23 protein-coding genes are annotated in these 22,316 nt (G+C 51.5%); 8 read left to right on the forward strand and 15 right to left on the reverse strand.

Annotated elements, in window-relative coordinates:
* Positions 1-219 precede the first annotated feature (219 nt).
* A complete protein-coding gene (locus ACKWCC_RS09230) occupies positions 220-1,098 on the forward strand; it encodes a phytanoyl-CoA dioxygenase family protein (RefSeq protein ID WP_413995637.1) in 879 nt (292 codons plus the stop codon).
* 12 nt (positions 1,099-1,110) lie between these two features.
* Here the strand turns inward: ACKWCC_RS09230 and ACKWCC_RS09235 are convergent, their stop codons facing one another.
* Together ACKWCC_RS09235 and ACKWCC_RS09240 are read right to left on the reverse strand one after the other, a co-directional pair.
* Entirely contained in the window at positions 1,111-1,806 is a 696-nt protein-coding gene (locus ACKWCC_RS09235) for an SGNH/GDSL hydrolase family protein (RefSeq protein WP_413995638.1), read from the reverse strand.
* Entirely contained in the window at positions 1,803-2,294 is a 492-nt protein-coding gene (locus ACKWCC_RS09240) for a hypothetical protein (RefSeq protein ID WP_413995639.1), read from the reverse strand. The genes ACKWCC_RS09235 and ACKWCC_RS09240 overlap by 4 nt, the downstream gene beginning before the upstream one ends.
* A 93-nt stretch (positions 2,295-2,387) precedes the next feature.
* On the opposite strand from ACKWCC_RS09240, the gene ACKWCC_RS09245 reads away from it, so the two are divergent.
* Positions 2,388-2,870, forward strand: coding sequence for a hypothetical protein (locus tag ACKWCC_RS09245; protein WP_413995640.1), 483 nt, complete (start codon positions 2,388-2,390; stop codon positions 2,868-2,870).
* A gap of 202 nt (positions 2,871-3,072) precedes the next feature.
* On the opposite strand, the gene ACKWCC_RS09250 is transcribed toward ACKWCC_RS09245, so the two are convergent.
* Positions 3,073-4,557 (reverse strand): S10 family peptidase, encoded by a 1,485-nt coding sequence (locus tag ACKWCC_RS09250; protein WP_413995641.1) that lies wholly within the window; start codon positions 4,555-4,557, stop codon positions 3,073-3,075.
* Between the two features lie 215 nt (positions 4,558-4,772).
* On the opposite strand from ACKWCC_RS09250, the gene ACKWCC_RS09255 reads away from it, so the two are divergent.
* Positions 4,773-5,912 (forward strand): Gfo/Idh/MocA family protein, encoded by a 1,140-nt coding sequence (locus ACKWCC_RS09255; protein ID WP_413995642.1) that lies wholly within the window; start codon positions 4,773-4,775, stop codon positions 5,910-5,912.
* Positions 5,913-6,009: 97 nt separating this feature from the next.
* On the opposite strand, the gene ACKWCC_RS09260 is transcribed toward ACKWCC_RS09255, so the two are convergent.
* The 3 genes from ACKWCC_RS09260 to ACKWCC_RS09270 are packed head-to-tail and all read right to left on the reverse strand — an operon-like array spanning position 6,010 to position 7,676.
* A complete protein-coding gene (locus tag ACKWCC_RS09260) occupies positions 6,010-6,774 on the reverse strand; it encodes a TIGR02757 family protein (protein WP_413995643.1) in 765 nt (254 codons plus the stop codon).
* Between the two features lie 9 nt (positions 6,775-6,783).
* The gene (locus ACKWCC_RS09265; RefSeq protein ID WP_413995644.1) at positions 6,784-6,984 is read right to left on the reverse strand and encodes a hypothetical protein; all 201 of its coding nucleotides are present in this window, start codon (positions 6,982-6,984) and stop codon (positions 6,784-6,786) included.
* 2 nt (positions 6,985-6,986) lie between these two features.
* Positions 6,987-7,676: an ABC transporter ATP-binding protein gene (locus ACKWCC_RS09270; protein ID WP_413995697.1), complete on the reverse strand. Its 690-nt coding sequence runs from the start codon at positions 7,674-7,676 to the stop codon at positions 6,987-6,989.
* Positions 7,677-7,858: 182 nt separating this feature from the next.
* On the opposite strand from ACKWCC_RS09270, the gene folE reads away from it, so the two are divergent.
* Together folE and ACKWCC_RS09280 are read left to right on the forward strand one after the other, a co-directional pair.
* Positions 7,859-8,458: a GTP cyclohydrolase I FolE gene (gene folE / locus ACKWCC_RS09275; RefSeq protein ID WP_413995645.1), complete on the forward strand. Its 600-nt coding sequence runs from the start codon at positions 7,859-7,861 to the stop codon at positions 8,456-8,458.
* 229 nt (positions 8,459-8,687) lie between these two features.
* Positions 8,688-8,987, forward strand: coding sequence for a hypothetical protein (locus tag ACKWCC_RS09280; protein ID WP_413995698.1), 300 nt, complete (start codon positions 8,688-8,690; stop codon positions 8,985-8,987).
* A gap of 372 nt (positions 8,988-9,359) precedes the next feature.
* Here the strand turns inward: ACKWCC_RS09280 and ACKWCC_RS09285 are convergent, their stop codons facing one another.
* The 8 genes from ACKWCC_RS09285 to ACKWCC_RS09320 form a co-directional block, all read right to left on the reverse strand.
* A complete protein-coding gene (locus ACKWCC_RS09285; protein ID WP_413995646.1) occupies positions 9,360-9,935 on the reverse strand; it encodes a type 1 periplasmic binding fold superfamily protein in 576 nt (191 codons plus the stop codon).
* Positions 9,936-9,982: 47 nt separating this feature from the next.
* Positions 9,983-12,379 (reverse strand): TonB-dependent receptor, encoded by a 2,397-nt coding sequence (locus ACKWCC_RS09290; RefSeq protein ID WP_413995647.1) that lies wholly within the window; start codon positions 12,377-12,379, stop codon positions 9,983-9,985.
* Positions 12,380-12,448: 69 nt separating this feature from the next.
* A complete protein-coding gene (locus ACKWCC_RS09295) occupies positions 12,449-12,745 on the reverse strand; it encodes an SH3 domain-containing protein (RefSeq protein ID WP_413995648.1) in 297 nt (98 codons plus the stop codon).
* A 53-nt stretch (positions 12,746-12,798) separates the two neighbouring features.
* A complete protein-coding gene (locus ACKWCC_RS09300; protein ID WP_413995649.1) occupies positions 12,799-13,116 on the reverse strand; it encodes a DUF6787 family protein in 318 nt (105 codons plus the stop codon).
* A gap of 520 nt (positions 13,117-13,636) precedes the next feature.
* Entirely contained in the window at positions 13,637-14,269 is a 633-nt protein-coding gene (locus ACKWCC_RS09305; protein ID WP_413995650.1) for a DUF937 domain-containing protein, read from the reverse strand.
* Between the two features lie 67 nt (positions 14,270-14,336).
* Positions 14,337-15,296 carry a D-2-hydroxyacid dehydrogenase gene (locus ACKWCC_RS09310; protein ID WP_413995651.1) on the reverse strand — a complete coding sequence of 320 codons (960 nt, stop codon included), beginning with the start codon at positions 15,294-15,296 and terminating at the stop codon, positions 14,337-14,339.
* Complete coding sequence (serC, locus tag ACKWCC_RS09315) at positions 15,297-16,361, reverse strand: 3-phosphoserine/phosphohydroxythreonine transaminase (protein ID WP_413995652.1); 1,065 nt, start codon at positions 16,359-16,361, stop codon at positions 15,297-15,299. It abuts the gene before it with no gap.
* A gap of 69 nt (positions 16,362-16,430) precedes the next feature.
* Positions 16,431-17,495 (reverse strand): acyl-CoA reductase, encoded by a 1,065-nt coding sequence (locus ACKWCC_RS09320; RefSeq protein ID WP_413995653.1) that lies wholly within the window; start codon positions 17,493-17,495, stop codon positions 16,431-16,433.
* 96 nt (positions 17,496-17,591) lie between these two features.
* On the opposite strand from ACKWCC_RS09320, the gene ACKWCC_RS09325 reads away from it, so the two are divergent.
* The gene (locus ACKWCC_RS09325; RefSeq protein WP_413995654.1) at positions 17,592-17,945 is read left to right on the forward strand and encodes a 4Fe-4S dicluster domain-containing protein; all 354 of its coding nucleotides are present in this window, start codon (positions 17,592-17,594) and stop codon (positions 17,943-17,945) included.
* 127 nt (positions 17,946-18,072) lie between these two features.
* Here ACKWCC_RS09325 and speB read toward each other — a convergent pair whose 3' ends face one another.
* The gene (gene speB / locus ACKWCC_RS09330; RefSeq protein ID WP_413995655.1) at positions 18,073-18,858 is read right to left on the reverse strand and encodes an agmatinase; all 786 of its coding nucleotides are present in this window, start codon (positions 18,856-18,858) and stop codon (positions 18,073-18,075) included.
* A gap of 239 nt (positions 18,859-19,097) precedes the next feature.
* Here speB and ychF point away from each other — a divergent pair, with 239 nt between their 5' ends.
* Entirely contained in the window at positions 19,098-20,192 is a 1,095-nt protein-coding gene (gene ychF / locus ACKWCC_RS09335) for a redox-regulated ATPase YchF (RefSeq protein ID WP_413995656.1), read from the forward strand.
* A 151-nt stretch (positions 20,193-20,343) separates the two neighbouring features.
* Entirely contained in the window at positions 20,344-22,209 is a 1,866-nt protein-coding gene (locus ACKWCC_RS09340; protein WP_413995657.1) for a DNA topoisomerase IV subunit B, read from the forward strand.
* Positions 22,210-22,316 lie beyond the last annotated feature (107 nt).

Raw genomic sequence — 22,316 nt, forward strand, 5'->3', positions numbered from 1 at the left:
GGCTTCTGGCAAATATTGCCGGTGACCCGGCCAAATGGGCATTGCTCCTTGTTCTTATGTCGGGATTTGGGGCATATCCGTTGGGGCAAGCGCCCCATTTTTTCGCTTTTTTGTGGGTCACGGGCGGCTTGGTATTTTTTCGGCATACATTAACCAGGCCCTGAATTTGGTTTTCGAGAATATTCGTACCTTTTTTACCTAAAACCAAACATGGCCGTTATGAGTGTCCGCGACCTATCCACAGTGCATGACCTATTATCCCCGCAATTGTTTCAATGGCCCCAGACCAGGGAAGCCTGGGAACCTTATTTGTTGAGTGATGCCCAGGTGGCCCATTTTAAGGAATATGGTTATGTGGATGACATTCCCTTGTTGAACGATGCACAAATTGAAGTTTTGAGGAGGGATTTGGAAGACATTATGGACGTAAACCATCCCGGGCACCATTTGTTCTATGAATTTCACAGCAATGAATCCAAGGACAGTGGGGACATCCTTTTTCATTCCTTGGGGCATTGGCGCCTTTCCGAGGCTTTTCATGACGTTCTTTGGAATCCCGCCTTTGTGATGGCGGCCCACCAACTGTTGGAAAACAAGTCCGTTCGCTTCTGGCATGACCAAGTGTTCTGCAAACCTGCCCAGCATGGAGGGGTGGTGGCCTGGCATCAGGACTATTCGTATTGGACGCGCACGGTGGCCATGCAACATCTTACCTGCTGGACGGGACTGGATGATGCGGATGAGGAGAACGGATGCCTTCACTACGTACCGGGAAGTCATCGGTGGGGGCTTTTGGATGCTCCCGAGCTGGCTGGCGATATGGATGGATTGATGGACTGTTTAACGGATGCGCAAAAGGCCGATTTTAAACCCGTTCCCATTCCCTTGAAAAAGGGGAGGGGCACCTTTCACCACCCTCTTTTGGTGCATGGCTCGTACGGGAACAAATCCCCAAAACCACGCAGGGCCTTTGTGATCAATGTCTTTGCAGATGGTACGGTGAGCAATACCAATGATGTCTTGCTACAGGGCGTGCCCCCAATTCCCAAGGGAAGCCCTATGCAGGGACAGTTTTTTCCCTTGCTCTATGAGGCCTAGACCCGTTTCATTTCACTTTCTTTTGCCCAGGGCTTCCGCAATCCCCCTTTCAACCAAGGGCTCCATCACCTGGTAGCCAAGGGCCGTGGGGTGTATGCCATCTTCGGCATACTTTTTTGGGAGTCCATTTTTATCATCGGCCAGGGCGCTGAAATAATCCACATACACCAGGTCTTGCTCAAGGGCGTAGGTCTTTAGCATTTGGTTCAGGTCCACTATTTTTTGGGCGGGCCGCAGACCGGGCCGCCATGGATAGTCATAGGCCGGCAGTGTGCTGCAGAGCACCACGGAGATACCGTTCATTTTAGCAATTTCCGCCATGCCCTTAATGTTGTCCGCAATCATCTGCAGGGTGGATGGTCCCGTGTTCCCTGCAATATCATTGGTGCCGGCCAAGAGCACCACCACACTGGGTTTCAGGGCAACGACATCTTGCCTAAAACGCAACAGCATTTGGGGTGTGGTCTGCCCGCTAATGCCCCGGTTCACATACGGTTTTCCCTTAAAAAAATCCGGTCGGGCCTCCAACCAGCCTATGGTAATGGAATTCCCCATAAAGACCACCCGATCCTCTCCAGCGGTGGGCATTCCCACCTTTTCGTTGTCTTTTTGAAAATGCTTAAGGTTGGCCCAATCTTGTGCATGTACGGTATGGGTCAGGGCAGAGGCGGTAAAACAGCTCCATAAAAATAACTTCAGTTTCTTCATTTGTTATAGGGTTGGTAGCGAAGCCTTTTTAGCTCCTCGTTTTTCAAGGGTATGGCTTGTTCCATTTTATTGATGGTGGGCCGTTGCACCAAAAGGTAAAGCAGTAGGCAAATCCCTATCACCAGCGGAAGGGCGTTGCCAGAAAGGTAATAGGCCACCAAGGCAAATAGGGCGGGTGCCTCTATCATCGCATACTGCCCCAATGAGGTGGTTTGGAACTTTCGCAGCTTCATTTCCAGGGCATCCTCTTTTTTCAAGGGCTGCAGTTGTTTGCGCATAAACAGCTGACTTCCAAAATAACCCAAAAGGGCCGTCAGGGGAACGGCAAATACCAGCGGGTCGCCTTCTGTGATTTGCGCCCCGAAACTATTTTTTTGCACCACGACAAATACGGTCAATGCGCCCAACGCAAAGAGGAACATTCCATGAATGATCCTAAGGCTTTTTAAGTAATTTTCTATATGCATGCTGCCGTGTTCAAGGCCCAAGATAGCTTTTTTTTTACGATAGGATGTTGTTGCGGATGCCGCCCACCATTTTTTTTCGTCCTTTTTCCATATATTCCAATACCTTTGCCCCTTATGAAAATAAACTATCTCATCATGCTTGTTTTGGGTGGTACCTTTATTTGTGGTGCGCAGATTCCCAAGGACAAGGCGCTTCATTTTTTGGGAGGCAACCTTTATGGTTTGGTGGGGGCTGGTGTGGCCAATGAGCTATCCAACGGAAACCGTGCCTGGACCTTTGCGGGATCGGTCGGGGGCAGCCTATTGGTGGGTCTGGCCAAAGAAGCCATAGATGAAAGGCAATACAACGGTTGGGACAACGGGGACGTGGTGGCCACCGTTCTTGGTGGGCTCAGTGTGGGCGTGGTCATTGATGTGTTTAAGCAAAAGCGCAAGAGAAAACGCGAAAAAATGTTCCGGGAAGTTTTGAAGAGCGCAACCATAGATCACGTGCCCAGCATTGAGATGTTTCCGCCCAAGGAACCTACAGTGCCTTCCCTGGCCCTAATGGCCCTTTCGGATTCGGTGGTGGAACAAATGCGAACCAAGACGGACTAGGGGCTTTATATACCTCCGGCGGTACGGTGTGTCCCGAGTTTGCTTTCACCCCTTTTTAACCAGGGGATCCATACGCACTGTTTTCAGAGCAAGTCCGAAATTTATCATGACATGTTTTCCCATACATCATTAGATGGGTGCCAAGGGGCCTTTCTACCACCTTATATGCCCTTACCCAACGGGCAATGCCAGCCCCAAAATATCAGTACTTTGCACTTTTTCCGTTGGCCAAGGAATTTAAGATGAATTCACGGATGTCATCATTGCTCTTTTTAAGATCCTCTCTGCGCAAGTACATCATATGACCGGATCGGTAGCCCTTAAAGCTAAAGCGGTCCTTCATTTTTCCGCTGGGGTCTATTTGCCACATCGTATATTTTGCGTTAAAGTAGGTGGTGGCCCCATCGTAATAACCGCTTTGCACCAAAACCTTTAAATAGGGATTCTGGGCCATTGCCTGCCTAAGATTGTCCCTAGTATTGTCATTTTCGTTGTTCCAGGGGCGCACAGGGCCAAACATGTTGTATTTTATGTCTGTCTTAAAGTTGAGCTCTTCCTGTAAATAATAGTTTATGGCCGGGGTGAAACTGTGCAACCAAGAGGTGAGCTCGGCACTATAGTCTGGCCGCATTCCCGCCATTTGCCGATCAATGCCCAGATATCTGGAGTCCAATCGCCCCACATGGTACCCTCTGTCCTTTAAAAGGTGTTTCCAGAAATAGGAATTGGGCACCACCAGGTTTTGGTCCAGGATCTCCTGTTTGTCCAGACCGCTGTAATAAGCCATTTTTTCGGCCACCTTGTTTTTTTCCGCATCACTTATGTTCCAGCCTTTTGCCAGGGCAGGGATAAGGGTGTTTATGGTGTAGTCTTCAGATTCCGGCAATATGTCCAACAAGTCTTTTTGTTGCAAGGCGGGCGGCAGGGCTTTGTGGTGCCAAGCAGTGGCCGTGTAGTAGGGGAGGTTCATCGCGTCCGAGACCGGACCTCCGGTTCTGATCACTTTATAATCTGCCGGGGAGACCATGATCACCCCGTTCAGGTACATCCATTGCTGGTCCTGTAGGGCCAGTGAAAGCCCCATGACCCTGGTTCCGCCATAGCTCTCCCCAATGATGTACTTGGGAGAACGCCAGCGGTTGTTGCGCGTTACAAAGGTATTGAGCCATTCTGCCAGATATTTGATATCGGCATTGATGCCAAAGAACTTTTCCCTGTCCACTTCCTTTCCCGTCTCCGGAATGGTACGGCTGTAGCCCGTATTGGCGGGATTAACGTAAACAATGTCGGTCACGTCCAGGACGGAATAGGGATTTTCCCTTACACCATAGGGCTGCACGGGGTACCCCTCATCATCAATGTTAAGGATCCTGGGACCCGTGTAGGCCAGGTGCATCCAAACGGACCCCGATCCAGGTCCTCCGTTAAAGGATATGAGCAAGGGCCGCTCTGCGCGGTTCTTTACGTTGTTCCGGGTATAATAGGTGTAGTGGAGGGAGGCAATGGGCATGCCCGTTTCATCCCATACGGGCTGGGTGCCCACTTGGGCCGTGTAGTCCATCGCCTTTCCATTGATGGTAACGCTGTGCTGGGTGGTCACCACCGTATCAATGGGCAGTTTTCGTTCTTGTGAAAAGGATGTTTGGAAAAGGGCCAGGGCTGCCAGGCCAAAGTAAATGATCTTCATATCATGCGGTTTTCTCGACCTTAAAAATACGTTTTTCCGGACAATTTCAAGGGCCGTACGGCAAGTTCTATTCTTGTTATCTTTAAGTCCTGATAAATTGGTGTTATGAAATGTGCCATAGCAATGCCATACCAACCGAAATGTTGATTGGCGAATTACCCGCCTGAACCGGAACGGGCAGGTCTGAGCTTGAAAAAACAAATAAATAGCAACAGATGAAAAACGTTACAAGAAGGGATTTTGCCGCCACTTTGGGAAAAGGCGCAGCGGCGGTAACCATACTGGGGGCCTCGCCTTTGCTGGGAGCGCCGATCTCCGCCCAAAATAAAAAGAGCCTGGGGGTGGCCCTGGTTGGGCTTGGAAGTTACAGTACCCATCAGTTGGCACCCGCCCTTGAGGAGACCCAGTTTTGCCATTTGGCCGGGATCGTTACCGGGACCAAGGAAAAGGAGGCGGTCTGGAAACGCAGCTACGGTCTTCCGGACAGTAGCGTGTACAATTATGAAAATTTTGATGACATTGCCAACAATGACAGCGTGGACATTGTCTATGTTGTGCTCCCCAACAGCATGCACGCCGATTTCAGTATCAGGGCGGCACGGGCCGGGAAGCACGTCATTGTGGAAAAGCCCATGGCGATGAACGTGGCGGAATGCAATGCCATTATGGAGGCCTGTGCGGCAAGCGACGTAAGGCTAAGCGTGGGATACCGGATGCAATCCGACCCCTATACACAGCAGGTAAAGAGGTTTGTCCGTGATAAAACCTATGGGGAGGTACAATTCATCAATTCCGATGCGGCCTACATCTCTAGGGGAAATCCGGATCAATGGAGGCTTAACCGTGCCCTTTCCGGTGGCGGGGCACTGATGAACATGGGAGTTTACTCCATACAGAGCAGTATCTACGGGGCGGGCGAAAACCCCATTTCGGTGTCCGCCCAGGAATTCAGTACCCGGCCGGATTACTTTAAGGACACGGACGAGACCATTACCGCCCAATTCGAATTTGAAAATGGGGCCGTGGCCCATATGATGACCTCCCACAACATAAGTGGCAACAGGATGAAGGTACACGGTAGTAAAGGTTGGTTTGTTCTGGAACCTGCCCACAGTTATGGCCCCATTGGCGGGCATACTTCAGATGGCACCGTTCTAAAATACCCGCATAAAAGCCAAATGGCCCTACAGATGGATGATTTTGCCCAGCATATCCTGGCGGGCGCGCCCAATATGGCCCCAGGGGAGATGGGCAAAAGGGACATGATCATTGTGGAGGCCATCTACAGGTCCATCCGGGAGGGTGGCAAGCGGCAGCAGTTGGACCTTGCCGAAATGGGACTTGTACGTGTTTAGCCCTATGCGCCGGGTAGCCTTATCTGGGGGTTGATCGGTGTGCGCTGGTTTGGCACGGAGGGTGTTTGCCAGTATGCCAATCCCTTGGTTCGGTGGGTCAGAATTTTTCAAATACCCCCAGGCCAAAGAGGGCATAGTCATATTTAACGGGGTCCTGGGGGTCTAATTTGCGCAACTGGGCATCCAGCGCTGCCACGGCTTTGGCATCGTTCTGTTTTCGTTTCAGCAATTTCAATTTTCTGGCCACATTTCCGGAATGTACGTCCAGGGGGCAGGATAGTTTGGCAGGTGGGATGCCCTTCCACAGACCAAGATCCACTCCAGCGGCATTGCTTCTCACCATCCACCGCAAAAACATGTTGATGCGCTTGGCCGCCGAGCCCTTTTCGGGATCGGAGACGTGCTTGGTGGTGCGTTGCGGGTGGGGGAGTGCAAAAAAGATCCTTTTAAAATGGGCAATGGTGGGTTGCAGGGAGGTTTTGGTCTGGTTTTGGGTAAACACGGCTTCCAGGCCGCCATGGTGTTCATAGATGTTCTTTAGGCTGCGTACAAAATAGACCAGGTCTTCAGCGTTAAAGGTACGGTGCACAAAATGTTCCAGGCCCTTTAGATCGTTTTCTGTGTGGTGCCTTACAAAATCGTGCGGACTGTGGTGCATCAGGTCCATTAAGCGATGCGCGTTGGCAATGATGCTCTTTCTGTTGCCCCAGGCAATGGTGGCGGTTAAAAAACCGCTGACCTCCATATCCTCTTTCTTTGTGAACAGATGGGGAATCTGCACGGGATCGCTCTCCAGAAATTGGTCATTATTGTACAAAGCCACTTTTTCATCCAAAAATTCCCTAAGTTCAGAACGCTTCATCGTGTTGGTTTATTCAAAAATTGCGCGGCCAAAACGCAGTACCAGTCCAAGGGCGGTATGGAACATGCCCGTGAGAACAAGTGGCAATAGACTGGCCACGGCACTGACTACCAGTAGGTTCCCATATAGGGAGAGCCGTTTTGGGCGCTGGGGTGAAACCGCTTCTTGGTATTCAGGGGCTTTGATAATGGCCCGCACCTCTTGGACCATCTTTAGGATTCTTGTTCGGGGCGTCTCTCTGGATAAATGATTTTACCATCGACCATGGTCAGCTTCCGATCGGCCATGGCGGCGAGTTCGGCGTTGTGGGTCACAATGACAAAGGTTTGCCCAAACTCCTCCCGCAGGTCAAAGAACAATTGGTGCAGCCTATCGGCACTTTCAGAATCCAAATTCCCGCTGGGTTCATCCGCAAAGATCACGGACGGGTTGTTCACCAATGCCCTGGCAACGGCCACCCGCTGTTGTTCCCCGCCCGAAAGTTCCGATGGTTTGTGCCTTACCCTATTGCCCAGCCCCAAAAACTGCAACAGTTCCCCAGCCCTTTTCTGGGCCGCTTCCTTGCCCGTGTTCTTGATGAAGGCGGGCAGACAAACATTCTCCATGGCGGTAAACTCCGGCAACAATTGGTGGAACTGAAAGATGAAACCGATGTGCTCGTTCCTGAAACGGGCCAATTGCCTGGCGTTGAGTTGGTTTACCTTGGTGCCGTTTATGGTAAGGTTGCTCTCGGTGCTGTTGGTGGGCATGTCCAGGGTGCCCAAGATTTGCAACAGGGTGGTTTTGCCGGCTCCGGAGGCCCCCACAATGGAGACCACCTCCCCTTTGTTTATGTTGAGGTCCACCCCTTTTAAAACCTGAAGGTCCCCGTAATATTTTTGTATGTTTGCCGCTTGTATCATCCGTTCCATTCCAGTTGGTGAAATTAGTTTATCGGGGGCAAACCACAAAACCGTGGGTGGGCAAAGCCCAAATCTGGTACGCACTTAAAAATTTAGATTAATTTTAAGGATCGATGCGTTTAAATTCCCTAGGTTTGTTTAGGAAATTTTAATTATCATTAAACAAAATAGAACATTCCCTTATGGCTCCATATAGCAATCTGGAAGAGTACAATCTTGAAATTACGGACGAAGTAAAAAACAGGTACGCGTCCATCATCAACGAAATTGGCGAAAATGTAACCCGGGAGGGCTTGGTAAAGACGCCGGAAAGGGCGGCCAAAGCCATGCTTTTTCTCACCCAGGGCTACAAACAGGACGCTGTGGAAATTCTGCAGGGTGCCATGTTCAAGGAAGATTATGATGACATGGTCATCATTAAGGACATAGAACTGTACTCGCTCTGCGAGCACCATATGCTGCCCTTTTTCGGAAAAGCCCACATTGCCTACATTCCAAACGGACACATTGTTGGCCTCAGTAAAATACCGCGGGTAGTGGATGTCTTTGCCCGGAGGCTGCAGGTACAGGAGCGCCTAACGCATGACATCCTGGAGTGCATCAACGATACCTTGCAGCCCAAGGGGGTTGCCGTGGTCATTGAAGCGTCGCACATGTGCATGATGATGCGTGGGGTACAGAAGCAAAATTCGGTGACCACCACTTCGGGCTTTCGCGGCCAGTTTGAAAAAATTGAGACCCGAAACGAGTTTTTAAAGTTGATCAGCTCCAACCTTTCCTAAATTCTGGAACCCCCTTTTTTGTTGGGATTGGGGCATTATGTTTTACGGACCGTGGACGGCAAATAAAGACCCCGCCCACGGTTTTTTTGTGCCCATGGGCCATCGCCGGCACGCACCAACCATATGAAGAGGGTTTCCGCTTTTTTGGTGCCCGGTTTTATTTTTGGGAATTTCCATTTCTTTTTGGCACTTTTGTGGCTATGCTTCAGTAGAACACGAACAGATGACCATGACAAATCCACAAAAAGACCATAAGATCAAATACCTCCTCCTGGGCCTGCTCTTCGATGCCGTGGGAATGATTTCCTTTGTGATTCCCTGGATGGGCGAATTCTCTGATGTGGTCTGGGCACCCCTGGCCGGTTGGCTCATGACCCGAATGTACAAGGGCAAGGCGGGCCAAATTGCCGGGGTGGTCACCTTTATAGAAGAGCTGGTTCCTGGCTTGGATGTCATACCCTCCTTTACCATTATGTGGTTGTACACCTATGTGTTCAACAAATCGAAAAACAAGACGGTGGGCGCCTAGGCATCATCACCTTGAATGGCGCATTGGTTTTTTATACGTTCTTAAGTGCGACGGCCATCCCAAAGAAGAGATTTTGAAGCTATAAAAAAAGGGCACCAACTATGAAATTGGTGCCCTTTTTTATGCTAGATGGATAAACCCAGATTAAGCAATAGAATTTCCCCGCCTGAAAGGAACGGGCAGGTATTACGGCTGTAAATCCCTGCAAAATCAATCGTTGCACTGACTTTTGCTCATTCACCGTAGCGATGGCTACCCGCCCGTACCGAATGGCACATTCGGGCGGGTGCCTCAAGCGCAAAAGGCTTGATTTTATTGGGCTTTACACCCTCATCACGAAAGTCTACTGCATAATCTGGGATAAAGGGACAATTACTCCACCACCAAATTAAAGGTTTGGGCAATGTCCGTTTCGCCACGGGCATCTGCAAGGGTGCCGTCATTGGGCTTCTTGGGCTCGTGCCTAAGGGTAATGCTCAAGCTGGCAGCTCCGGCATCACCGGTTTCAAGGGAAAAGGTAAGCCCCAAGGGGTTGCCATCCCCATCGGTGTCCGTTGCAGTGACGTTGGCAATGGATCCGGTGGCGGCAAAGAAGAACTGGTGTTCGTCATCTTCTTCCCTAATTTCCAAGGTAATGTCCTCGGTGGGGGTTTCCGTTTCGTTCAACAGTTCTATACTGCCCACATAGGTGGTATTGCTGGCCAGGTTGCCGGATACCGTTATTTCGGGCTCATCGGGGCCATCCCCGTCCAGGTCCCTCACCTGCAGATTTACCGTGCTTCCGGTGGCGGTGAGGCTCACGTTCATCGTGGTGATCACCTCTTCCTCGTCCACTGCTTCGGGATTGTCGTCATCATTGTCGCATGATACAAAGAATACGCCGGCCAATAAGGCCATTGAGGCCATGGTGGCACGTCCTGTTCTGAAATCTAAGCTTACTTTTTTCATTTTTACTTGTTTTTAAAAGGGTTATTAAATGATAGTTGATGTTCGTTCTAATAATTAAAGATGATGCGCAGGCTGATGTTGCGTCCCAGATCGTCCACAAAAAAACGCTGTCTGTTCAAATAGTCCCGGTACACGGTGTCCAAGAGATTGGTGACGCCCAGCCCAACACTGATGTCGTTGGGCTGTCTTAGGCCGAATTGCATCCGGGCATCCAGGGACAGCAAGTGATAGGCCGGCGGCGGTGTATTGATGTCCAATTGCACCTCTTGTTGAAGCGATGGCGAAAAGACATTGATGTTCTCCGGAAAACGGGATTGCTCCATTACGTATTGGCTCCATACCGAAACCTGTAGGTTGTGCCAGTCCTTTTGGGTAAAGGACACGCTGTTCTCCAACTGCCCTGCGGGCATGTTGATCAGGGGCACACCGGTTTCCATGTCGTTGCCGTGTATCCAGGCGAATTTGTGGTCCGTTCTCCACTGGTCCGTCCATTGGCTGTAGAGGGAGGCATCGATGCCCACAAGCAGTGCATTTGTCTGGCGGTAAGACCACACGGGGAAGGCGCCCCGGATGGTAAATTCCGTTCCCGTGGGCTCCAGGAGCATAAAATTGTCAATGGCGTTCAGGTAGGGTGCCAGGGTATAGCCCCATTTTTCACCGCTGCGTTCCAGTGAAATTCCCAGCTTATGGGCAGATTCGCTTTGCAATCGCAGGTCGCCCAGCTCAATGCGCGCCGCAGAGTGGTGCAGTCCGTCACTGAAGAGCTCCGAGGGGTTGGGCGGCCTGTTGCCAAAGGAATAATTGAAGCGCAGCCGGTGGTTTTGGTTCAACTCCTGGTTCATCCCCACGGTAACCGATACGTTGTGATAGTCAAACACCGGGTTGGTAAGCAGTTGGGTGCCCAGGTCCTCCAGGACAATATCGGAAAAATCCTCATCGTAGTTCCGTTCTTCCCAACGGGAGGTCCGGTAGAACTTTTTGGCATCCAACCGGGTAAAATCATAGCGCAGCCCTGCGTCCAGGGCCAAAGTCCCGTTAAGGTTAAACGTTGCCACTCCGTAGGCGCCAAGATCGTACTTGTCGTAGTCCGGGATGAGTCTGCGCACCCCGGTGTCCGGATTGGCAAAATTGTTTTGGTAGCGGCCCATCAGGCCCACTTTCAGATCCAAGACCTCCTGGGCATCGAACTTAAAGTTGGAGGCAAGCGTGTGGGTGTTTAGCCTCAGGTCCAAAGAGGCCTTGTCCGCATCATCGCCCACGCGGATATCGAATTCCAAGCGGTTGTTCTGCTGAAAATCGTACTGCAGGTCCCATTTGCCCAGGCCCTTGAACCTGCGGTAGTAGCTGGCCTTCCCCAAATGGTGGGCAACAGTTTGGTTGGGGGCATTTATGGCATAGGTAAAGGGGTCTATACGGTTGGGTTGCTTGCTGTTTATGGAGTTGATCAAATCGTCCACATTTCCAATGTGCGATGCCCTTAAAATCCCTATGTCCGCCTTAAAATAGGAATAATAGGCTTCCCATCCCTGTACAAAAGTGCGCTTGCCCACATTGAGGGAAACGGCCTGTTCCCGCACCCCGGTGTTGGAAAGCACATAGTTGGGGGCATCCATAACGCCCAAATTTTTTAGGGACCCGTGTGCCTTAATGTACAGTCCTCCATCAAAGGCCTTGGTGAGCGAGGAGGTAATGCCACCGCCACGGCCGTTGGTCTGGGCATTGAGCTGGGTACTCCCAAAAAGGGTGTCCTTGTTCACAATGGGCGCGGGCGCCATGACAATGACCCCACCAATGGCATCACCGCCATATTCCAGTGCTGCGGCACCCTTTATAACGCTTACCTTGCTGTTGGCGTTCACATCTATGTTGGGGGCGTGCTCATCTCCCCACTCCATATCCTGCATTCTAACATTGTTGTTCAGCATTAAGATGCGGCTGCCCCTGAGGCCTTGGATAATGGGTTTAACGATGTTTGCCCCGGTGTTCAGGGAAGAGACACCTGTAAGGTGCTTAAGGGCATCTCCCAAACTGGCGCCACTGAACCGCTCCAAAGTGGCCGTTTCCAGGGCTTCTTCTTGGCTGCTATTGGTCTTGTGCACATGGCTTGCCCCGTGTACCTTGACCTCATCCAACGCTTCCATATGGTGCTCCAGAAAAAGGGTTTTAAACGTATCTCCCTCCATTTCCACCACAATGAATTCGGTCTTACATTCTGGGTGGGACACTTCCAGTTCCAGGACGCCGTCGCAAAGGTTCTTAAAGCGAAACTTGCCGTCTGCATCGGTCTGGGTGGTCCTGTTCTTTCCGGTAATGGCAATGGTGGCTTTGGACAAGGGCGTATTGTCATGAAAGTCCATCACCTGCCCCAAAAGAATGCCATCGCAGTCCTGGGAATGCGCTGCCAGACAGAAGGCACTAAAAAACAATGCGATATAAAGCCTCATAAAAAGGGGAATACGAAGGAAATGGTGCGGAAAGGCATCCGCAGAACTACGTTTAAATCCAAGAATTCATTAAACGAGGGCAGGCGGTGGCCTGCTCATAATGTGGGTGGTAAGGGGCAGTGGTACAAGCAAATCGTCTTGCGCCAACATCGGCTCCGTGAAGGCCACGTGCGGTACGGGCCGTATGGAGAACGGCTGTGCGGGTAGAACAACCGCCTCTTCTTCTTGCTCCAAGTAAACATTACAGACCAAGCAGGTCTCCACCTCATCCGTATCGTGATGGGTGTAGGAATGCACTGCCGTTACCTTGAACAGGAACAGGGCACTACAAAAAAGCACAGAAAAGAGGGTGCCGAATGTCTTCATTTCGGCGTAAAATTAGAGAAAGAAAAAAACTTAGTTGTTAAGAAAAGCATAAGTTATTTGAAGAGAAACCCCAGGCCCAGCTTGGCCAGCATCTTTTTTTCAAAGGCCCAGAAGAACTTAAATTGTCCAAAAAGAAAGCCAAACACCACTAGAAGTATCTGATAGAATGGAAAAATCAGCAGAAGCCGCACGATCCAATACAGGGCAGTGCCCCACCAGGCATCCGTGAAGTGCTCTGGATGAAAATTGATCAGTTCCAGAAATGGCTTGGCCACATAGACCGAGGCCGAACCTGTAATGCCAAAGACAATGAAAATAACGGCAAGTTGAAGGTTGCTGGTAATGCCCCAGCGTTCCTTTAATTTCTTCATAGCATGTTCAAAGGGTGCAAAAGTACCGTTTATGGGCGAGGTAGAAAAGAAACCGCGTTTTTCAATGGGCGGATTGTCGCTCCAAGTTACCTCATTTTGTCGCTGTGCCTGCCCAATTGTCCGCTTGGACGGAATGCTTGATATCTTGCAGACCCGGCAACGTTCCATGGGCTTGCCTCCAGGTACAAGGGTGGCAGGGGTTGTTCAGGTGCATTTTTAGGGTGATGGTAGGCGGCGCGGCCTTACCCCGATATCGCGGCACCCCTATGCGGGTTTTCGCAATTATTGTTGGCTTATCCTTGTCCTGGTTGCCGGTATGGCAACAAAGGGGGTCTTTTGTGGTACAAAAAAGACCGCCTGCAACAACAGACGGTCTTCTATGATGTGTTTTTCGTTGGCGCCGCCAAAGGGTTTGATATTCCGTGGCTTGCCTCGTAATTAAAATTCAGTTTCCTATTAATGCCTCGTGGGCTTAGCCCGGGGTAGTTTGCTTTTTTCCGGGGCAAGGTCCCGGTTGGGCTTATTTTCCAAAAAGGCCGCCCAACAAACCGCCGATGCCTCCTTTTTTGCCCCCAAGGGCCATAGCGGCCACGTCGTCCAAAATGCTTCCGTCACCGTCGGAGTCCAAAAAGCTCTCTATGAGCGATTGCTGTTGGTTGCCCGAGTTGCCACCGCCCATAAGACCTCCCAAGAGATCGCCAATGCCATTGGCATCGGAAACTTGGTTCTGTTGGGTCTGCTGTCCCAAAAAGCCCATAAGTATGGGGGCCGCCATTTTAAGGATATTGCCCACATTACCGGCGTCCACGCCCGATTTGCTGCTCAGGGCATTGGCCACCTGGGCCTTCTTGTCTCCCAACACATGGTTCAGGATACCATCCCCATCTTGCATCACCTCATCATCCACGCCACCATCAAACAACCCCCCAAGGTTGTTCAGAATGCTGCCATCGTGTTTGTTGGACAAGGCGTTCATGAGCCCTTGTGCGCCTTCGGGGCTCTGGGCATTTCGCTTCATGGCGCCCATAAGCACCGGTAGGGCCATACTGAGCACACTGCCGGCTTGATCGGTGGACTGTCCTGTTTGGCCAGCTACACCACTTATAAGTTGTTTGCCCATTGGGCTGTTCAATAAATCCATTAATCCTGCCATAATACAGTTAATTTTTAGTGTTCGTGCCGCAATATACTAAAACTCGCTACTATTTTGCGGCTAAAGATCATTTTAGCAAAGAAATAATCTGCTCCGATAGTTCCAGGCCTATTCTTTCCTGTGCTTCCCGTGTGCCCGCACCTATGTGCGGACTAAGGGATATTTGGGGATGCATCAAAATCCGTATTTCCGGTGAGGGTTCGGATTCAAAAACATCCAGCCCTGCAAAGGATATCTTTCCCGACTCCAGGGCATCTACCAAGGCCACTTCATCCAGGACGCCGCCCCTGGAGGTGTTTACAATGGCCGCACCGTCCTTCATCATCTGGAGTTCTTCCTTGGCCATGATCGGTTTTTCTTGTCCGGGGGTATGCAGGGAGATGAAGTCCGACTCCCGCAATACGGTCTCCTTTGAGCTTCCTTGGAGGGAAAATGACAGGGTACGCCCATCAAAAAAAGAAAGGGCCAACTCTTTGTGCTGCACGTCCGTGTCGTGGTAAAGGACGCGCATCCCCAGGGCCAGGGCCATTTTGGCGGTCTCCTGCCCAATTTTGCCAAAACCGATGATGCCCAGGGTCTTGCCCCTGAGTTCCGTTCCGGCACCATAGGCTTTTTTAAGTTGCTTAAACCGGGTGTCTCCCTCCAAGGGCATGGCCCTGTTGGCATCTTGCAGCTGTCTGGCCCCCGCAAAGAGGTGGGCAAATACAAGTTCTGCCACGGATTGCGCAGAGGCTCCGGGAGTGTTGATCACGTGCAGTCCCTTGCTTTGTGCATGGGCCACGTCTATATTGTCCATGCCCACGCCACCGCGGCCAATGAGCCTTAGGGAGGGGCAGGCGTCCATAAGGGCCTTGTTCACCGTGGTGGCACTGCGCACCAAAAGAACGGTGATGTTTTGTTCGTTGATGAAATGGGCCAATTGTTCCTGGGCCACCCGGGTCACGAGCACTTCAAAACCAGCGTTATTTAAAAGCGCCTCGCCCTTGGGGGAAATGCCGTCATTGGCTAAAATCTTGGTTGCGGCCATCTATCCCTTTCTTTCCATTTCGCTCATCACATCCACCAATATGCCGACACTTTCCAAAGAAAGGGCGTTGTACATACTGGCCCTGTAGCCGCCAACACTTCTATGCCCGTTGAGGCCATTGATGCCCGCCTCTGCCAAAAGGGCTTCAAAGGTATCCTTGAACCGGGGCTCTGCCAATCTAAAAGTGGCGTTCATGGTAGAGCGATCCTCCTTATTGGCAAATCCCTTGAACATCGGGTTCAGGTCTATTTCGGAATACAGAAGCTGCGCCTTTTTGGCATTCTCTTTCTCAATGGCCGCAATGCCGCCCAGGTCCTTGAGCCACTGCAGGGTGAGCATGGAGGTGTACACGGCAAAGACCGGCGGCGTGTTGAACATGCTCTCCTTTTCAATGAAGGTGCGGTAGTTGAGCATGGAGGGCACGCGCCTGGAAACCTTTCCCAATATGGCGTCTTTGACCACAACGAGCACTGTTCCGGCGGGCCCCATATTTTTCTGGGCCCCAGCGTAGATGAGATCGAATTTTGAAAAATCGAGCGTTCTAGAGAAGATATCGGAGCTCATATCGCAGACCAGCGGCGCATCAGTGGTGGGGAATTTCTTTATTTGGGTGCCAAAAATGGTGTTGTTGGAGGTAAGGTGCAGATAGTCCAACCCTTGGGGCACGGTATAGCCCTTGGGAATGTAGCTGAAGTTCTCATCCTTGGAGGATCCCACTTCGATCACTTCCCCAAAAAGCTTGGCCTCCTTAATGGCCTTATCGCTCCAGGTACCGGTGTTCAGGTAGCCCGCCTTGGTTTCCAACAGGTTGTAGGCCACCCTTAAAAATTCCATACTGGCCCCTCCTTGCAAGAACAGGGCCGTATAGCCCTTGTCCTGAAGTCCCAGGAGTTCCAGGGCAAGATTTCTGGCATTTTCCATTATGGCCACAAAGGCCGGGCTGCGGTGCGAAATTTCCAATAGGGAAAGGCCGGAGCCGTCCAGGTCCATTACGGCCTCCGAGGCCTTGAGCATAACGGATTGCGGCAAGATGCAAGGACCAGCGCTAAAATTGTGTTTTTTCATGGTGTTCACTAAAATTGAGGTGTAAAGGTGAGAAATTTAGGGCGAACCCAAAAAGGGTTGCGAAGACAATTATGCAAGCCCGTTCAACAGGAACTGCACCGTGTCCACCCCATCGGCATAATCGGTGAGGGCGGGCCACTGTGTTCTGCCAAAGGCCACGGGCTTGTCCGTTGGGGCATGGCCCACCACACATTGCAGAAGGGCACTGTCCTCGTCCAGGCGTTTCCGTAGGGCGTCACGGGAAGCGTAGGTCTCATAAAAAAGGGCCGCTATGGGAGAGGCATGCGCCGTTTCCTCTTTCAGCACCAAAAACCCATTGTCCAATATCTTGAACCCACTCATTAAATAGACCGCTTTGTTGTAATCATAGTTATTGGCGTATTTATGGTGATGAATGATATCCCGATGGCCAAACATGGCCTTGAAAAAGGGCTCAAAATCATATCCTTTGGGCACAAAGAGCTTGGAGACGCTCCTACATCCCAGGCCGTAGTACCTAAAAATATCTTCCCCAAGGGCCTGAAGCTCCTCTGGCGTTTCGGTGCCGGTAAGCACGGCCACACTGTTCCTGTTCTTACGGATCAGATGGGGTTTGTCCTTAAAATAATACTCAAAATAGCGTGCGGTATTGTTGCTCCCCGTTGCAATTACCGCGTGGAAATGGGACAGTTTTTCCTGGGTGAAGGTCACCCTACCCACCAAGGCTTCGTTCTGCTGCTCCAAAAAGGACGTGAACAGGGGCAGCAGCACTTTGTCGTTGTTGGAGAGCTTTACCAAGACCTTGTTGCCGGTGAGCAGTACGGAGAGCAGGTCATGCAGCCCCACCAGCGGAATGTTCCCCGCCATGACAATGGCTATGGTCTTGGGTTCCCCAACAGCAAGGGTATAGGAACTGCGCCAACCTAGCAGCTTTTCTGCGGTAAGTTCACGGGACCACTGCCCAAAGGCAAACCGTACTTGTTCTTCAGTGAACCAGCCATTTTCCTGTCCGGCCCGGGACACGGCCTGGTCAAAACGGGCTGCCCAAGGGTTTTCGGGAACCTTGTTTTTTGGTTCTCCGGACTTGGACTGGACATAGTGCTTCAAAAACACGCCAAGTTTAACAAAAGCTTCCGTAATAGCGTCGTGTTCCATCGTTATATTTGTAATTGGCTGTTTTTGGAATTATCTTTGTACAAAAATACAGCGGCTTTGACGCTGGGGCAAATCAAGCCTGGAAAAAGAAGAATTATGGCAATAATCATAACCGATGAGTGTATAAATTGTGGGGCCTGCGAGCCAGAATGCCCAAATACGGCAATTTATGAAGGTGCGGATGAATGGCGTTACAGTGATGGCACGTCATTGAAGGGAGATGTGGTCTTGCCCAACGGTAAAGCGGTGAACGCGGACGAGGTACAGGAACCCATCAGTGACGAAGTGTACTACATCTCGCCGGACAAGTGTACGGAATGTATGGGCTTTCACGAGGAGCCGCAATGTGCCGCCGTTTGTCCGGTGGACTGTTGTGTGCCCGATGAAGATGTGGTGGAGACCGAAGAGGAATTGCTGGGCAAACAGCGCTTCATGCATCCAGACGGCTAACCCTTGGCCCCAACCCTAGGGGCAGCGTTGTTTTTTTGGGTGATTTCCAAGACTCCAACCAGCGTAAGGCGTTGTATGTGACCGGCCCGCTGCATCCTTACATTTTACCGGTTACGGTCGTTGATTTTCAAGAGGATATCATTTTGGCAGCGATTTCCTTTAGGATCTTTGCGCAGACCATGGCGGTCATGCCGTGCACGTCCCTGGTGGGATTGTATTCCACAATATCCGCGCCCAGAACGGGAACATCAACATGTTGTAAAATGTGCAGCAGCTGCCTTATGGTGAGTCCGCCGGGTTCGTGATGGGAGACGCCGGGCGCAAAGGCCGGGTCCAGAACGTCCATGTCCACGGAGATGTATAGGGCATTGTTGAACAGGGGCAGGTTGCGCATATCCAATTGTTTCATCTGTATCACTTCCACCCCATATTTTTTGGCCTGTTCCCACTGGTGTTGGGACAAGGTCCGGATGCCCACCTGCACCAATCTCTTGGCCAGTCCTTTTTCCATGATGCGGGCAAACGGGCAGGCGTGGGAATGCCGGTCGCCCCCAAAGCTGTCATAAAGGTCGGCATGGGCGTCCAAGTGCAGCACGTCCAAGGGCCCATATTTATTGTAAAAAGCCTGTAGTACCGGGTAGGTAACACTGTGGTCTCCGCCAAGGGTAAGGAGCCGGTCATGGTTCTTAAGGGCCCGGGCCGCAATATCCTGGATCTCCATATAGTCACGCACCTTAAAATCGCCCAAATCCTGAAAACGATCGGGCCGTATCTCGGTCAGGTCCTCGGCAAAATAATTGGCCGATTCGCTTTTGTAGGCTTCCCTTATGAGGGGCGGTGCTTTTGCGGGCCCAGTTAAAAAAGATGATTTTGCATCGAACAACAGGCCTTGCAGGGCAATCTTCCCAATCATCTGAATCGCTTTAAAATGAACCTAAAGATAAGGACTTCCACGGATCTTTGTCCGCGTTGGTGGGCCGTTCCCCATATTGGTGTCCTATTGGGCACGGCGCGGGCGCCAGCAGGCGGCCGCCCCTGCGGCACCGCCCAATTTTTGGTCGCGACCATGGCGTTCAGGTAACTGAGTAAACCCTATCTTTGCGCGGAAATTACGCAAACGGCAGCCCGTGCGCCGCCCTTAACCATACGAGAATGAAAGCAGGAATTGTAGGATTGCCCAATGTGGGAAAATCGACCTTGTTCAATTGTTTGTCCAACGCCAAGGCACAAAGTGCCAATTTTCCCTTTTGCACCATTGAACCCAACATTGGCGTGGTAAACGTGCCCGATCCCAGATTGCAGGCCTTGGAGTCCTTGGTGAAACCGGAACGTGTTATACCCGCCACGGTAGAGATCGTGGACATTGCCGGCTTGGTAAAGGGGGCCAGTAAGGGAGAGGGCCTGGGCAACCAATTTTTGGGCAATATTCGCGAGACCGATGCCATTTTGCACGTGCTGCGCTGTTTTGACAACGACAACATTGTGCACGTAGATGGCAGTGTGGATCCCATAAGGGACAAGGAGACCATTGATATGGAGCTACAGCTCAAGGATTTGGAGACTGTTGAGAAAAAGCTGGAAAAAGTAAAGAGAACGGCCAAGACCGGAAACAAGGACGCGCAAAAGGAGGCCGCCGTACTGGAGCAGCTCAAGGCGGGTCTGGAGGCCGGCACTTCGGTCCGGGCCATTGCCCTGTCCCATGACGATCGTACCGAATTTGTGACGCCTTTGCAGTGCATCACGGACAAGCCCGTGATGTACGTCTGCAACGTGGACGAGGATGCCGCGGCGACGGGAAACGCCTACGTGGAGAAGGTACGGGAGGCCACGGCCCATGAAAATGCCGAAGTGGTGGTGCTGGCCGTGGGCACGGAGGCCGATATTACCGAACTGGAGACCTTTGAGGAGCGCCAAATGTTCTTGGAAGACCTGGGCCTTGAGGAACCAGGATCCGCCAAGCTGATCCGCGGGGCGTACCGGCTGCTGAACCTGGAAACCTATTTCACCGCTGGCCCAAAAGAGGTCAGGGCCTGGACCATTCCCGTTGGCGCCACGGCCCCACAGGCCGCGGGCGTGATCCATACCGATTTTGAAAAGGGCTTTATCCGGGCAGAGGTCATTGCCTTTGCCGACTATGTGCACTACGGCAGCGAGAACAAGGTAAAGGAGGCCGGTAAAATGCGGGTAGAGGGCAAGGAATATGTGGTCAAGGACGGGGATGTCATGCATTTCCGCTTCAACGTGTAGCGACATGGCCATTCCGGTGTTCCCGGTTTCCCGCGGCCTTGGCACTATCAACAAATGGGCCCGCTGCATTGTTAATTACTTTAGGCACAAGCCATTTTATATTTTTGGAAGTCGTGCTATCTTAGCTGCTATGGTCAATTAATACCCATTTATGGCAGAAAACACCAAATATACCGAAGAAAACATCCGATCGCTGGACTGGAAGGAGCACATTAGGCTCCGGCCGGGAATGTACATTGGCAAGTTGGGGGATGGGTCGTCGGCAGATGATGGCATTTACATTCTCCTGAAAGAGGTCATAGACAATTGCATAGATGAGTTTGTGATGGGCGCCGGCAAGACCATTGAGATCGTGATCAAGGACAAAACGGTAAAGGTGCGCGATTATGGTCGTGGCATTCCCCTGGGTAAATTGGTGGATGTGGTCTCCAAGATGAACACCGGCGGAAAGTATGACAGCAGGGCCTTTAAAAAATCCGTTGGGCTAAACGGGGTGGGCACCAAGGCCGTAAACGCCCTGTCCAGTTTCTTTGAGGTGGAATCTTCCCGGGAAAACCAGGTAAAGACCGCCCAGTTTGCCCAAGGGAACCTAACCCAGGTAAATGGGCCTGAGGAAACCACCAAGCGAAAGGGCACCAAGGTCACTTTTGTCCCGGACGAGGCCATTTTCAAGAATTTCAAGTACCGCAACGAGTACGTGGAGCGGATGCTCAAAAATTATGTGTACCTAAATCCCGGGCTCACCATTGTCTTCAACGGGGAAAAGTTTCATTCGGAGAACGGTCTCAAGGACCTTCTGGAAGACAACAACAACATGGAAGACCTGCTCTACCCGGTCATTCACCTAAGGGGGGAAGACATTGAGGTGGCCATTACCCATAGCAAGACCCAGTACAGCGAGGAGTACCACTCCTTTGTGAACGGACAGCACACCACCCAGGGGGGCACCCACCAATCTGCCTTCAGGGAGGCCATTGTAAAGACCGTTCGCGACTTTTATGGAAAGAACTATGAGGCATCGGACATCCGCAAGAGCATTATAAGCGCCATTAGCATCAAGGTGATGGAGCCCGTCTTTGAGAGCCAGACCAAGACCAAGCTGGGATCCACCGATATGGGCGGTTCCTTCCCCACGGTGCGCACCTATGTGAACGATTTTGTGGGGAGGTACCTGGACAACTACCTGCACAAAAATCCGGAAACGGCCGAAAAGCTGCAGCGCAAGATCGTGATGGCCGAAAAAGAGCGCAATGAACTCAGCGGCATCAGGAAATTGGCCCGTGACCGGGCAAAAAAGGCCAGCCTGCACAACAAGAAGTTGCGCGACTGCCGGGTGCACCTGGGCGATATGAAAAACGACAGGAGGCTGGAGAGCACCCTGTTCATCACCGAGGGCGACTCTGCCTCGGGGTCCATCACCAAGTCCAGGGACGTGAATACCCAGGCCGTGTTCAGCCTCAGGGGAAAACCGCTCAACTCCTACGGCATGTCCAAGAAAATCGTGTACGAGAACGAGGAATTCAACCTATTGCAGGCGGCCCTGAACATTGAGGAGTCCATGGAAGACCTCAGGTACAACAACATTGTCATTGCCACGGACGCGGATGTGGACGGGATGCACATACGGCTGTTGCTCATTACCTTCTTTTTGCAGTTCTTTCCGGAGCTGATCAAGGAAAACCACCTTTACATCCTGCAAACGCCCCTTTTCCGGGTGCGCAACAAAAAAGAGACCATTTACTGCTACAGCGATGAGGAGCGGCAGCACGCCATGAACAAATTGAGCGGCAAACCCGAAATAACCCGTTTCAAGGGCTTGGGAGAGATTTCCCCGGACGAGTTCAAACATTTCATCGGGGACGACATTCGCTTGGAGCCGGTCATGCTGGACAAGGCCATGAGCATAGAGGAACTGTTGAATTTTTATATGGGCAAGAACACCCCAGACCGCCAGGAATTCATCATAGAGAATCTAAAAGTGGAAGTGGACCTTATTGAAGAAAAACCTGCGGTGTAGCACACGGGGGCAGCGCCCAAAAGAAGAGAGCCGTGGGCAGTGGGGCAGGTTGGTACCGATAATGGCACTTCCCGGGAAATGCAAAAATAAAGGGAACCTTAACGCGC

It is taken from the genome of Maribacter aquimarinus, from assembly GCF_047345505.1.
Lineage (GTDB): Bacteria > Bacteroidota > Bacteroidia > Flavobacteriales > Flavobacteriaceae > Maribacter.

Coding starts and splice junctions, on each gene's coding strand:
- ACKWCC_RS09300 (WP_413995649.1), bottom strand. CDS start 13,116: ATGAAGAAATTAAAGGAACGCTGGGGCATTACCAGCAACCTTCAACTT.
- serC (WP_413995652.1), bottom strand. CDS start 16,361: ATGAAAAAACACAATTTTAGCGCTGGTCCTTGCATCTTGCCGCAATCC.
- ACKWCC_RS09320 (WP_413995653.1), bottom strand. CDS start 17,495: ATGGAACACGACGCTATTACGGAAGCTTTTGTTAAACTTGGCGTGTTT.
- ACKWCC_RS09260 (WP_413995643.1), bottom strand. CDS start 6,774: ATGAAGCGTTCTGAACTTAGGGAATTTTTGGATGAAAAAGTGGCTTTG.
- folE (WP_413995645.1), top strand. CDS start 7,859: ATGGCTCCATATAGCAATCTGGAAGAGTACAATCTTGAAATTACGGAC.
- ACKWCC_RS09280 (WP_413995698.1), top strand. CDS start 8,688: ATGACAAATCCACAAAAAGACCATAAGATCAAATACCTCCTCCTGGGC.
- speB (WP_413995655.1), bottom strand. CDS start 18,858: ATGATTGGGAAGATTGCCCTGCAAGGCCTGTTGTTCGATGCAAAATCA.
- ACKWCC_RS09325 (WP_413995654.1), top strand. CDS start 17,592: ATGGCAATAATCATAACCGATGAGTGTATAAATTGTGGGGCCTGCGAG.
- ychF (WP_413995656.1), top strand. CDS start 19,098: ATGAAAGCAGGAATTGTAGGATTGCCCAATGTGGGAAAATCGACCTTG.
- ACKWCC_RS09250 (WP_413995641.1), bottom strand. CDS start 4,557: ATGAAGATCATTTACTTTGGCCTGGCAGCCCTGGCCCTTTTCCAAACA.
- ACKWCC_RS09245 (WP_413995640.1), top strand. CDS start 2,388: ATGAAAATAAACTATCTCATCATGCTTGTTTTGGGTGGTACCTTTATT.
- ACKWCC_RS09265 (WP_413995644.1), bottom strand. CDS start 6,984: ATGGTCCAAGAGGTGCGGGCCATTATCAAAGCCCCTGAATACCAAGAA.
- ACKWCC_RS09310 (WP_413995651.1), bottom strand. CDS start 15,296: ATGGCCGCAACCAAGATTTTAGCCAATGACGGCATTTCCCCCAAGGGC.
- ACKWCC_RS09255 (WP_413995642.1), top strand. CDS start 4,773: ATGAAAAACGTTACAAGAAGGGATTTTGCCGCCACTTTGGGAAAAGGC.
- ACKWCC_RS09295 (WP_413995648.1), bottom strand. CDS start 12,745: ATGAAGACATTCGGCACCCTCTTTTCTGTGCTTTTTTGTAGTGCCCTG.
- ACKWCC_RS09290 (WP_413995647.1), bottom strand. CDS start 12,379: ATGAGGCTTTATATCGCATTGTTTTTTAGTGCCTTCTGTCTGGCAGCG.
- ACKWCC_RS09340 (WP_413995657.1), top strand. CDS start 20,344: ATGGCAGAAAACACCAAATATACCGAAGAAAACATCCGATCGCTGGAC.
- ACKWCC_RS09235 (WP_413995638.1), bottom strand. CDS start 1,806: ATGAAGAAACTGAAGTTATTTTTATGGAGCTGTTTTACCGCCTCTGCC.
- ACKWCC_RS09230 (WP_413995637.1), top strand. CDS start 220: ATGAGTGTCCGCGACCTATCCACAGTGCATGACCTATTATCCCCGCAA.
- ACKWCC_RS09285 (WP_413995646.1), bottom strand. CDS start 9,935: ATGAAAAAAGTAAGCTTAGATTTCAGAACAGGACGTGCCACCATGGCC.
- ACKWCC_RS09270 (WP_413995697.1), bottom strand. CDS start 7,676: ATGATACAAGCGGCAAACATACAAAAATATTACGGGGACCTTCAGGTT.
- ACKWCC_RS09305 (WP_413995650.1), bottom strand. CDS start 14,269: ATGGCAGGATTAATGGATTTATTGAACAGCCCAATGGGCAAACAACTT.